Origin of the sequence: Methanobrevibacter oralis, assembly GCF_001639275.1 — an archaeon.
Lineage (GTDB): Archaea > Methanobacteriota > Methanobacteria > Methanobacteriales > Methanobacteriaceae > Methanocatella > Methanocatella oralis.
This window is the reverse complement of sequence record NZ_LWMU01000059.1, coordinates 26,871-38,492: the sequence shown is the minus strand read 5'-3', so window position 1 is coordinate 38,492 and position 11,622 is coordinate 26,871. Positions and strand designations below refer to the sequence as shown.

Below are 11,622 nucleotides of genomic sequence, written 5' to 3'. Positions count from 1 at the left end.
CAATCAAATCTTGAGAAAATTATTCAATTAAAAACACAACTAAGTGACGAAAAATACTCAATACAATATTCTTAGAGAAAGTAATAATGCATTAAGATTTATAACTGGCCTACTTGGAGGTATTGGGCTTGGAATGATTTTTTTAAGAAAAATTCCCATTTTCTAAAAGGCTTGGATTAATAGCTACTGCTTGATTATAACATTTATTTGCCTCTTTTTGATTACCCATTTTTTCAAAAGTTAATCCTTTATTTAAATAAGCTTTATCATTTTTAGGATCTAAATTTATGGCAATATTAAAACAGGTGATAGCTAGTTCATATTGACCTGCTTGTTTACATGCAAATCCTTTATTAACAAATAACATTGAATTTTCACCTTCGATTTCAATAGCTTTATTATGGCATTCAATAGCTTTATCGAATTCTCTTAATCCTTCATAAAGAAATCCTTTATTAGTCCAAAGTGCTGGTTGATTAGGTTTTAGTTTTAATGCATTATCTATTGATTTTAAAGCTTCATCAACTTTACCTAATTGTGAACAGACGAATCCTTTATTTGTTAATGTAACGACATCCGTAGGATTTATTTTTAAAAGTCCATCACAGGCTTCGTTAGCTGCGTTAAAATCAAATATAAATATTGATGCACTAAATTTGTTTTGAAGTGCATTTTCATTTTCAGAATTTAATTCAATAGCTTTGTCAAAGTTTTCAATAGCTTTTTTATACTCTCCTTTTTTAGCATAAACTAATCCTTTATTGTTCCAAGCAGTAATGCAATTAGGATATTTATCTAAAACTTCTTCATAATGTTTAATTGCACTTAAATAATCACCAGTGTCTAATGCTTCATCTGCTTTTTCAAGTACTTTTTCATAATCAACCATTTTTCACACCTTAAAAATTTGATTTTAAATATGTAACAAAAATTGATGCTGCTGTTAAATCGGCAGTTGTTCCTGGATTAAACTTATTTTCATATAAATAATCATCAAATTCTTTTAATTTATCTTTAAAATCATCATCATTTTGATATTTAAGTAATTGTCTAGCTTGATTTGATATTTCACTAGCTTTTTTAGCTCCATATTTTCTTGAAATTAAAGTGTCTGGAATTTCAGACAGAATTGTTAAAAATGTTAAAATGCAGGATTTATTTAGAGAATTTTCTTTTATTAAATTATAGTATGTTGGATAACCTATTTCAAATACAACTGGCATATCTGAAGTCATCTCATTAGCTAGTCTATCCCATGGTGCAGATATTTTTAAAACATCCCACATTGTTTGCTTGTTAGCTTTTAATTCTTCTTTAGCATTTGTACTTGCTACATCATATTCATCTTGGTTGCCCATTCCACCAGCATCTGCAATATTGATTGCATCATATAAGTCACATGCATCCTCAACTGATGTTGATTTCATTAATTTAACTATATTAGGACGAATTTCATTAAAATTATTACTAATAGCTGTTGCACAAGCTATTGGAATTATCATCATTACAATTCCCAGGTTAGTGTTGTTTTTAATCCAGTTATCTGTTTCTTTAACTGCATTTAAAATGTATTTTCCCAAACACGGATTTTCAATGTTAACATTTTTTGTAGCTTCTCTTATTGTATCTCCAATAACAATCCCACTTATAATAAAATCTTCAAAAACCATATCGTCATAATTACGAGTTCTATGAACATTACCTGGTTTTGGATATCCACTAACTTCAAGTGCAGATGCAATCTGAGCTATTTTAGCTATTTCTTCTGCTTTCATATTATCAAATCATTGAAAAGTACATATGCAGCAAAATTGGTAATAATTAGGTCTGCTCCAGCTCTTTTAATTGAAAGTAATGATTCTATTATTGCTTTTTCTGTCAAATAACCATTTTCAATAGCTGCCATAATCATTGAAAACTCACCACTAACATTATATGCAACTAAGGGAAGAGTAAATTCATCTTTAACCATCCTAACCACATCCAAGTAAGGTAGTGCTGGTTTAACCATTAGAAAATCGCAACCCTCGACGACATCAAGTTCACATTCACGTATTGCTTCTACTGCATTAGCCGGATCCATTTGGTAGCTTTTCCTATCTCCTTTGTGTGGTGATGAACATGCAGCTAGCCTAAATGGTTCATAAAATGCTGATGCGTATTTAGCTGAATAAGACATTACCATTACATTATAAAATCCATTTTCATCTAAAACATTTCTAATTGCTTCAACTCTACCATCCATCATATCAGAAGGTGCAACAATATCAACGCCTGCTTGAGCATGAGATAATGCAACCTTTGCAATGTATTCAAGGGATTCATCATTTAATATTTCTATTCCATCATCACTATCTCCATTTTCTTTAATTAAACCACAATGCCCATGAGAAGTGTATTGGCATAAACAAACATCACTAATAACTACAAGATTAGTTTCTTTTTTAAGTTTTCTAATTGCTTTTTGAACAATACCTGTTTTTGAATAATCAGGAGATGCAATTTCATCTTTTTCTTCTTCAGGTGGAATTCCGAACACTATTATTGATTTTAAACCTTTAGATTCTAATTTTTTTGCAAATTTAACTCCACTTTCAAGAGAGTATCTAAATTCACCTGGAAGAGAAGATATTTCCTCTTTTTCATCTCCCATAAGAGTTTCTTTAAAATAAATTGGATATATCAAATCTTCTTTTTGAAGCTTAGTTTCACGAACAATATTGCGAATTTTAGAATTTTTTCTTAGTCTTCTCATTCTTGTTTTTGGAAAATACATATTTATCACATTTAATAGATTTAACTTAAAATTATTTAAAAATACTTATATATTCATATATAAACAAAATAATGTTATTAGTTTGTATATAAAGATATTATTAAAAAATAATAAAATTTATAATAATTAATTAAAGGAGGTTAATACTATGGTTAGTCCAATTGTTGCTGCTATTATTTCCTTTTTCTTACCAGGTATTGGTCAAATAGTCCAAGGTGAAACTAAAAAAGGAGCAATAATGTTTGTAGGTGCAATTATAATATCTTGTATATTAGTGATGCTTTTAGGAACTATAGGACAGATTATATACCTAATTTATCCATTATATACTGCTTATGATGCATACAATATGTAAACAAGTAAAGACCACGCCATTAAACACCACAATTTAAATAATAGAGGATTTACTATGTCAAACCGAATTGGAGAAAAATTTTCAATAACCACTTTTGGAAGTAGTCATGGAAAAGCACTTGGAGCTGTTGTAGATGGATGTCCTGCAAATCTTGAATTAAGTGCAGATGATATTCAAAAAGAGTTAGATAGAAGAAAACCTGGAAATAGTAATGTATCCAGTCCTAGACAAGAATCTGACAAGGTAAAAGTTTTATCTGGGATTTTTAATGGAAAAACTGATGGAACTCCAATAACTGGAGTTGTTTATAATAACAATCAAAAATCTAAAGACTATTCCTCCTTTAAAAACACTCCTCGACCATCCCATGGTGATTTTGCTTGGATGAAAAAATATGGTAACTATGATTATGCCGGTGGCGGCCGTGGAAGTGGACGTGTTACAATTGGCCATGTAATTGGTGGGGCAATAGCTAAAAAGCTCTTAAAAACAAAAAATATCGAAATAATTTCTCATGTAACTCAAATCGGCAATATTAAAACAAAAGAAAGTGATCTTAACACAATTAAAGAAAATATTGAAAAAAATCCTGTTCGCTGCGGAGATGTGAAAGCTGCAAAAAAAATGGAAGAGTTAATTTTATCTAAAAAAGCTGAAGGAGATTCTGTTGGAGGAATTGTTGAGACAATAGCTATTGGTCTTCCAGTTGGACTTGGTGAACCTATTTTTGAAAGACTTGATGGGGATTTATCAAGAATTTTAATGAATATTGCCTCTGTTAAAGGTGTTGAAATTGGTCGTGGTTTTGATGTGGCTAACCATTTTGGAAGTGAAATAAACGACGAGTTTGAAATAATCAATGGTAAAGTAGTTACTAAATCTAATAATTCCGGTGGAATAATAGGTGGAATGAGTAATGGAATGCCAATAATAACTAAAATAGCTATCAAACCTACCCCATCTATTTCTAAATGCCAAAACTCTATTGATTTAAATAATATGGAAAATAAAAAAATAGAAATTAAGGGTCGTCATGACCCCTGTATCTGCCCTAGGGTGTGTATTGTAGCTGAATCTTCAACCGCAATTGTTCTTGCAGATCATATGATTCGCTCTGGTTTTATTCATCCGACAAATTTAGATGAATAATTCTTATTTTTTACCTATTTTTAACTCATCAAATTCCCTATTATCTATTACCCCTTGAAACGTGTTTTTTCTTTCGTTTTTAAATAAAGTTTTGTTACAACTATGGGCATTTGAATTAACATCTTTAAGAGAAATCATTTTAAATTTTCTTGGATTATTATAATTAATATTTAAAGACATTCCATCAAATGCAGCTACTGTTTTAACACCAGTTTCTTTATTTACTTTTTTAGCTTCGGTTAATGGGTTAGATGCTAACATTTTAAGACCTAAATGAGTCATAATAGCTACCTTAGGTTTTACCCCCTTTACCAAATCAATGAAGTTAAATGTACTCATATGTCCGTTAATGGATTTAATGCCCGGTCTTAACACACTAGCTATTAAAATATCTGAACCTTTATGATAATCCACCAGTTCATCAAAATAGGCAGTGTCAGAAGTGTAAGATATTTTAAATCCTTTATAGTCAATTTGAAAACCAACACCTGCAAGATCACCATGAAATGTTTTAGTTCCTTTAATAGTAAACCCATCCAATTCACTTACTTCACCTGCTTTTAAAACAAGTTTATCAGACATGCTTTGATGATACTTAGAAATACAAGGACCCCATTTTTGATATCCTCCAAGAACACTAGGACTTCCAATAATTGTACCATTTCTTTTTGTCATTCCTTTAGTCATGGCTTCAATGAGAATTTCTGCATCATTATAATGGTCTGTGTGTGCATGAGAGACGAATACTCCATTAATATTTCTTGGATCTAATCCAAATTGATAAGTTCTAACTAAAGCACCCGGACCTGGATCAATGTGATAATTTTTACCTGATAAATTATCAATCCTAAATCCACCTGTCATTCTACGCTGAGAGATAGCGGAAAATCTTCCACCACCACTGCCTAAAAATGTAAGTTTCATTTAAACCTCCTACAGTGAACATAAAATTATATCACAACTTAAAGGAGATTTATTCTTTTTAAGACATAAAATTTCATTATCAATTATAACTTTATCTCCAAGTTTAATATCATCACTAGTACTAAACATTAAAACTTTTTCACCAGGAGCTGCTAATTGTTTCCAGTCCCCGTTCATGGCTTGTGTTTTATCATTAAGTTCAACTTGGATCATGTTGTCTTCTATTGAAACAACTTTTCCAATTTCACCTTTATCAATAATTTTATTAGCCATTTCAATAGCTAAATTTTGTTGAATTAATTCCTCGGTTAATTTTTGTCTAAATTTAGTTAAAACTTTGATATCGTGATCAATTGTAACATCTAGATGTTTTTGAGCTTTCATTTCATCAAAGTTTGGACTTTTAACTAGAATATCAAATTGAGACCCTATTGATGGAGTTTTTTTAGAAATTTCTTCTAGAATATTTCCAAAGATTTCACCCATATATTTTAAACTTTGAGAAGATTTCCAGTATCTATTAATTAAAGTTTCAGCTTTTTGTTTTGCAAATTTATTTCCAAATATTATAATACCACTTTTACCAGCTTGGCGTGATGATACCTCGGAACCTAATAGTTCTACAATTTGGTAACCGTTAGTAGTTCCATAAATCCTTTTTCTTTTAGTTTCAAAGGTTCCTTTTGTACTAACCTCGCCTCTTATAGTATTTTCAACAATACTAATCTTATTTGCATCATCTGTAATTTTAATAGAAATACCTAATTCTTCAGCTCTTTTTAAAAATTCATCATCATCACGAATTACTGCATTATATAATTCATTTTCTAGAATTTCCAAATTCTCTTTGTTGCCAAAATAACCAATTTTTCTTTTATCACTGGCCATTACGCAACCTTTTTTACCAATGTAAGCGATAATTAAGCTCATTCTATCCCCTAAAACATTTAAAGTTTTATTAGTTTATTAATTGTTTATATTTATGAATATCATATTTTATATAGTTTAATAAAATTAGAATATTGAATTATTAAAATAAAATAACTGAAAATAGCATAAAAACCAACAATCTTTAAATATGACTAAGGTATAATACTATTATAATAATTGTTAATTATTTATCATTATAAATTATTAATGATTTAATAATATAAATGATTAGGAGAAAAACTTATGAAAGATCTTAATAAGATGTTTAAACCTGAATCTGTGGCTATTATTGGAGCTTCAAGTACCTCAGGAAAAGTAGGACATATTATAGTTGATAATCTCATAAATGATGGTTTTAAAGGCGAAATATATCCTGTAAACCCAAAAGGTGGAGAAATTCTTGGTAAAACTGCATATGCAAGTATAAAAGACATACCAAAAACTGTGGACTTAGCAATAATCACTATTCCCTCTGTCTTTGTAAACGATACTGTACGTGACTGTGGAGAAGTAGGTGTTAAAAACATAGTAGTTATTACTGCTGGTTTTAAAGAAGTTGGCGAAGAAGGTGCTAAGTTAGAAGCAGAATTAACAAAACTTGGAGAGGAATATGGTATAAACATTATTGGACCAAATAGTTTAGGAATTACCGATTCACACACACCATTAAATGGATCATTTTCACAAATGATGACTCCAAAAGGAAATATAGCATTTATCTCCCAAAGTGGAGCTATGATGGTAGCTATTATTGACTGGAGTATTACTTCTGGAATCGGATTTAGTAAAGTAATCAGTCTTGGAAACAAGGCTGGAGTAAACGAAATTGAATTATTAAAATACTTATCTGAAGACGATGAAACTGCAGTTATAATCTGTTATTTAGAATCAATTTCTGAAGATGAAGACTTTATTAGAACCATGAGAGAAGTTGCAATCAAAAAACCAATTATCATACTTAAATCAGGTTCAAGCAGTGCAGGAGCAGAGGCAGCATCCTCACATACAGGAGCGCTTGCAGGTAGTGACTTAGCATTTGACACGGCATTTAAGCAATCAGGAATTATCCGCGTAGGAACAATGGCAGAATTATTTGACTTAGGTCTTGCATTTTCAAAAGCACCACTTCCAAAAGGTGACCATGTAGCTATTATTACTAATGCCGGTGGAGGAGGAGTTTTAACAGTAGATGCAATGGAAAAAGCAGGTTTAAAGCTTGTTCAATTTGATGATGAAACTAAAGCAAAACTAAAAGAATGCATTCCTGATGAAGGAAGTGTAAATAACCCTATTGATGTACTTGGTGATGCGCCAGTAGATAGATATAAAAAATCGTTAGATATTGTACTTAAAGATGAGCAAGTTGATAGTTTAATTATTATGGTTTGTCCAACTGCATCAGCAGACCCTGATGGAATTGCAAACGTGATTCTAGAAGAAAGACATAAATTCAGCAAACCAATTATTGTTGTAAATATGGGAGGGCCATCATTTGAAGATGCTAACAATGCTCTAAGAGCTAATGATGTGCCAACATATGTATTTCCAGAAACAGCAGTAACTGCCCTTGAGGCAATGACCAGATTTGCAAGACTAGAAGATAGAAGCTATGATGATGTTATTGAAAAAGTAAGTGATGTTGATAAAAATGCTGTGCGAGCAATATTTGACAAAGTTACCTCTGCTGGAAGAGATACATTACTTGGCAGTGAAGCATATGCAGTAGCTGAAGCATACAGAATTTCAGCAGCGCCAATCAGATTATCAAAATCTGCTGAGGAAGCTGCAGAACTTGCAGAAGAAATGGAATTCCCTGTGGTGCTTAAAATCGCATCAGATAAAATTTTACACAAATCAGATATTGGCGGTGTAAAGGTAGGAATCACCAACAGCAATGAAGCTAAAAAAGCTTACAACGAAATAATAGCTAATGCTAAGAAAGCTCACCCAGACATTATCCCAGATGGAGTAGAAGTTCAAAAAATGATGGACTCTGGTGAGGAAGTAATTGTAGGTATGATTAAGGACAAGCAATTCGGACCAATGATTGCATTTGGTATGGGTGGAATCTATGTAAACCTTATTGAGGATGTGTCCTTTAATTTAGCTCGCGGCCTTAGCTCTGAAGAAATTGAAAAGCAAATTGAAAGTACCAAAGTTTCCAAATTACTTGAAGGTTACAGAGGAGAAGCCCCTTGTGATATTGATGAAGTAAAAGAAGCTATTAAAAGAGTAGCTAGATTAACCCTAGATTTCCCTGAAATCTCTGAATTAGATATTAACCCAATATTTGTTTATGAAAAAGGTTCAAGTGCTCTTGATATTAAAATTAAACTCTAATTAATTTCTCATAAGAGAAATTAACTCTTTTTTATTATTTTTAGGTGATTTCATGTATGGTGAAATTGACTTAGAACTATACACTATATCCATGATTCGTTTAAATACTGCTTTTAAAAAACTAGATGATGGTGAAGCAGATGAGAATATATTATCCATGATTAGCGATAGTTCTACTGACTTTGAAGCTTTATTAAATGACATAGTTAATGATTTAAACCAGGAAGAAATTAACTACAATGAATATGATCCATTCTTTGAAAATATCAGTCAGCTATTTCCAAGTTATATTATAAAACTAAACGAATATTTGAAAAATGATACCTTAAAAGAAAAAATAAACATACTAATCAAAATATTTAATAAAATACTTAAAACCTCAGATGAATACTTTAAAATGCGAGGACAACTACAATGAAAGAAAAATTAAAAAAAATTGGAATCGAAGAAAACCTACAATACGAATGCATAACAACAACAATAAATAATACAGAAAAAAACGCTGGTGCCTTTGCATTTACATATCTTGGAGAAGACAAAGTATTTTGCAGAATCTTTGAAGGATCAAAAACCCTAAAAAACATTCAAGAAACAAAAAAGTACGTTGTAAACGTGACACAAGACCCAATAGTTTTTACAAAATGCACCCTTGATAAATTAAGCAATGACCATTACACTAATGATGAAAATATAGCTATTTTAAAAAATACCCCCGCATACATGATCATTGAAGTCAAATCAATAGAAGAAAATACTTTAGATGACTTTCCAATAAAAAGTGATGCAAAACTATTCATGATTACAGGAAAAATCAAAGAGCTAATAATTAAAGAAAACACACAAGCATTTAACAGATCATTTGCAGCAGTAATAGAAAGCCTAACAAATTATTCAAGATATCTAATCGTGGATGCTGAAAAAAGAAAAGAATATTTAGCTAGATTAAACGAAAACCAGCGCCTAGTCAACAAAGTCGGCAGTAGCGATGCAAAAAAAGCTATGGAAATACTAAAAAAAGAATATGAAAAAGCATAGAAAAAACTATGCTTTCCAATATATTTTGTCTTGAGGAATTACCTCTTTTAAAAGACCTAACTCTACTTCAAGACCCATAAAATCATCAACATCAGATTTAAACTTATCATCAATACCAGAAATAAATGGGAAACTTTCAATAGATTCTAACTCACTGTCCTCATCAGAAACAATGTCCTCAGGCAGCAAATCAACTACTTTATCCGGATTTTTATTTATAAAATCAGTGGCTTCTTTATGAATATCAACAATAGCCTTAGCAGTATCTGGATTTTTATTTAAAAAGTCATCGGAAGCTGCAACCACACAACAAGGATGGTTCGGTAAGATATCAGTAGAATTAGCTAAAACCTTATTATTGTCATTTTTCGCAGCAATGCTTACATAAGGTTGGAAAGTGATAATAGCATCAATCTTACCAGTGTTTAAAGCATCATTCATAGAAGGAACCTTCATAGAAGACACTTTAACATCATCCAAAGATAAACCATTTTCCTTTAAATAATATGCAAGTAAAGCATGCTGAATAGAAGCCTCACCAGGAGTAGCTATTGATTTGCCAACCAAATCCTTAGCCGAAGAAATACCAGAATCCTTAGTTACAACAATACCACTACCTTCAGTCTGCACTGCAGAAATCACCTTAACAGGAACACCCTTCTCTATAGAAGATAAAACAGGAGTAATACCTACATAACCAACATCCACATCACCACTAGCCATAGCAGTCATTAAATCTCCACCATTGTTAAACTGAACAAGTTCAGTTTTAATACCCTGTTTTTCATATAAACCTTGAGCATCAGCTACAAATAAAGCAGCATCATGATCAGAAGGCAAATAGCCAATAGTTACAGTATCACTACTGCCACCAAGACCACCAGAAGCAAATACACCAATAATTACCAACAATACAATAACTACTGCTGCAATTATACCTATTTTTTTTATATCCATTACATCACCTAAATTAAATAACGGTAAAATAAATTAAAACAGCCAAAATGCTAGGATTAATTTATAAAGTTGAATCCCATGTTACTAGATATTCACACTGCTTACATATAAATATTTATGATATGATTTTAGAGGGACTGTCAATTTGTTAGGTCTTGATTTCGGTTTTCGATCCAACCATTTTTTCTTGACATAATATAAGCAAACATACCTTCAGGAATTCTATAAATTCTTTTTGTGTCTTTATCTAATGTATTGCCCAAATAATTTTCTAATTTATTATTAGTTCCTTCTAATTTTCCTTTAAAAGGATTTTCTAAGAATCTTAGAAATTTTCTATATTCTGGGAAAAAGTTTTTATTTAAATATTCAGATAAAAGTTTAGGAAACCCTTTTATTTCATTTTTTAATAAATCGATATAACGAATTGCTTTTTTGAAAGTTTGTTGGTTAAATAATTCGTAAAATAATTCAAGATATTCTTTTATTTCTTGTTCTAAGTCTTCTTTTTTGTTTTTAATTAATTTTTTAATTTTATAATCTGAGAGTTCAGGATGTTTTATTTTTAATTCTTGCTTGTAATTTTTTACGGTTTTATTAATTTTAGATTGCATGGCTTCTAAAATATTTTTTATACTATAGTGAATCACCAAAAAATATGTAATTTTTCTAATGGATTCATAAAGATGATTATTTAATGATATATAATTCATTAAAATCGTTTTTAAGATTTCTTATATGATTTCCATCCATCTTGGAGGTAATCTTTTTGCTTTATTATTTTAGTATTATTTTGAAAAATTGCAGTATTTTTTATAATACTTAGAGAATTCTGATTGACATTTTCTTTTACAATCATGGCATTCATATCTTTTTATTTTTACCTTAACAGCTAAACCAGATTCTAAGTACAAAATTCTCCAATTAAAATCTTTCTTAATAACTTTTTTAGAACCACAATGTTTACAAAAAGGATAACGCTCTTCTATTTCACCATTTTTATTAACAAAATAATTATCATCCAATATTGATTCAATAGGATAGAATTAATTGAACATAGCATTTTTCAACAAAGCTTTTTCCATCTAAAAATCCTTTTCGAATAGGATTTTTAAAATCACCGATAAATATATATTGCTCGCCATCCAACCTAAGA

Annotated in this window: 14 protein-coding genes; 6 read left to right on the top strand and 8 right to left on the bottom strand. The window is 30.4% G+C overall.

The genetic code is table 11. The features are described from left to right. The first annotated feature begins 43 nt into the window (after nucleotides 1-43). Nucleotides 44-166 carry a DUF2085 domain-containing protein gene (locus MBORA_RS11375; RefSeq protein ID WP_331280281.1) on the top strand — a complete coding sequence of 41 codons (123 nt, stop codon included), beginning with the start codon at nucleotides 44-46 and terminating at the stop codon, nucleotides 164-166. On the opposite strand, the gene MBORA_RS04520 is transcribed toward MBORA_RS11375, so the two are convergent. Genes MBORA_RS04520 through hemB form a run of 3 tightly spaced genes read right to left on the bottom strand, consistent with a single transcriptional unit; the run spans nucleotide 143 to nucleotide 2,776 of the window. Continuing rightward, entirely contained in the window at nucleotides 143-889 is a 747-nt protein-coding gene (locus MBORA_RS04520) for a tetratricopeptide repeat protein (RefSeq protein ID WP_042694021.1), read from the bottom strand. The two genes, MBORA_RS11375 and MBORA_RS04520, sit on opposite strands and share 24 nt — an antisense overlap. 10 nt (nucleotides 890-899) lie before the next feature. Next, nucleotides 900-1,775 carry a triphosphoribosyl-dephospho-CoA synthase gene (locus tag MBORA_RS04515; RefSeq protein ID WP_042694023.1) on the bottom strand — a complete coding sequence of 292 codons (876 nt, stop codon included), beginning with the start codon at nucleotides 1,773-1,775 and terminating at the stop codon, nucleotides 900-902. Beyond that, nucleotides 1,772-2,776 carry a porphobilinogen synthase gene (hemB, locus tag MBORA_RS04510; RefSeq protein WP_063720298.1) on the bottom strand — a complete coding sequence of 335 codons (1,005 nt, stop codon included), beginning with the start codon at nucleotides 2,774-2,776 and terminating at the stop codon, nucleotides 1,772-1,774. Before hemB ends, MBORA_RS04515 begins: the two co-directional genes overlap by 4 nt. Nucleotides 2,777-2,924: 148 nt before the next feature. Here hemB and MBORA_RS04505 point away from each other — a divergent pair, with 148 nt between their 5' ends. After that, nucleotides 2,925-3,131, top strand: a complete 207-nt coding sequence (locus MBORA_RS04505) for a hypothetical protein (RefSeq protein ID WP_042694025.1) — start codon at nucleotides 2,925-2,927, stop codon at nucleotides 3,129-3,131. A gap of 54 nt (nucleotides 3,132-3,185) precedes the next feature. Continuing rightward, a complete protein-coding gene (gene aroC, locus MBORA_RS04500) occupies nucleotides 3,186-4,280 on the top strand; it encodes a chorismate synthase (protein WP_042694026.1) in 1,095 nt (364 codons plus the stop codon). Nucleotides 4,281-4,283: 3 nt separating this feature from the next. Here the strand turns inward: aroC and MBORA_RS04495 are convergent, their stop codons facing one another. Together MBORA_RS04495 and MBORA_RS04490 are read right to left on the bottom strand one after the other, a co-directional pair. Beyond that, nucleotides 4,284-5,204 carry an MBL fold metallo-hydrolase gene (locus MBORA_RS04495; RefSeq protein WP_042694029.1) on the bottom strand — a complete coding sequence of 307 codons (921 nt, stop codon included), beginning with the start codon at nucleotides 5,202-5,204 and terminating at the stop codon, nucleotides 4,284-4,286. A 9-nt stretch (nucleotides 5,205-5,213) separates the two neighbouring features. Continuing rightward, nucleotides 5,214-6,134: an MJ0548 connectase family domain-containing protein gene (locus MBORA_RS04490; RefSeq protein WP_042694031.1), complete on the bottom strand. Its 921-nt coding sequence runs from the start codon at nucleotides 6,132-6,134 to the stop codon at nucleotides 5,214-5,216. Nucleotides 6,135-6,377: 243 nt separating this feature from the next. On the opposite strand from MBORA_RS04490, the gene acs reads away from it, so the two are divergent. The 3 genes from acs to MBORA_RS04475 are packed head-to-tail and all read left to right on the top strand — an operon-like array spanning nucleotide 6,378 to nucleotide 9,509. After that, entirely contained in the window at nucleotides 6,378-8,474 is a 2,097-nt protein-coding gene (gene acs / locus MBORA_RS04485) for an acetate--CoA ligase alpha subunit (protein WP_042694033.1), read from the top strand. Between the two features lie 52 nt (nucleotides 8,475-8,526). Beyond that, nucleotides 8,527-8,892 (top strand): hypothetical protein, encoded by a 366-nt coding sequence (locus MBORA_RS04480; protein WP_063720297.1) that lies wholly within the window; start codon nucleotides 8,527-8,529, stop codon nucleotides 8,890-8,892. Continuing rightward, on the top strand, nucleotides 8,889-9,509 hold the full coding sequence (locus MBORA_RS04475; RefSeq protein WP_063720296.1) for a DUF447 domain-containing protein: 621 nt from the start codon (nucleotides 8,889-8,891) through the stop codon (nucleotides 9,507-9,509). Before MBORA_RS04480 ends, MBORA_RS04475 begins: the two co-directional genes overlap by 4 nt. A gap of 6 nt (nucleotides 9,510-9,515) precedes the next feature. Here MBORA_RS04475 and MBORA_RS04470 read toward each other — a convergent pair whose 3' ends face one another. The 3 genes from MBORA_RS04470 to MBORA_RS04460 all read right to left on the bottom strand — a co-directional run bounded on the left by MBORA_RS04470 (nucleotide 9,516) and on the right by MBORA_RS04460 (nucleotide 11,491). Then, nucleotides 9,516-10,460: an ABC transporter substrate-binding protein gene (locus MBORA_RS04470; protein ID WP_063720312.1), complete on the bottom strand. Its 945-nt coding sequence runs from the start codon at nucleotides 10,458-10,460 to the stop codon at nucleotides 9,516-9,518. Nucleotides 10,461-10,606: 146 nt separating this feature from the next. Beyond that, the gene (locus MBORA_RS04465) at nucleotides 10,607-11,080 is read right to left on the bottom strand and encodes a hypothetical protein (protein ID WP_106787243.1); all 474 of its coding nucleotides are present in this window, start codon (nucleotides 11,078-11,080) and stop codon (nucleotides 10,607-10,609) included. Nucleotides 11,081-11,254: 174 nt separating this feature from the next. After that, complete coding sequence (locus MBORA_RS04460; RefSeq protein WP_063720294.1) at nucleotides 11,255-11,491, bottom strand: hypothetical protein; 237 nt, start codon at nucleotides 11,489-11,491, stop codon at nucleotides 11,255-11,257. Nucleotides 11,492-11,622 lie beyond the last annotated feature (131 nt).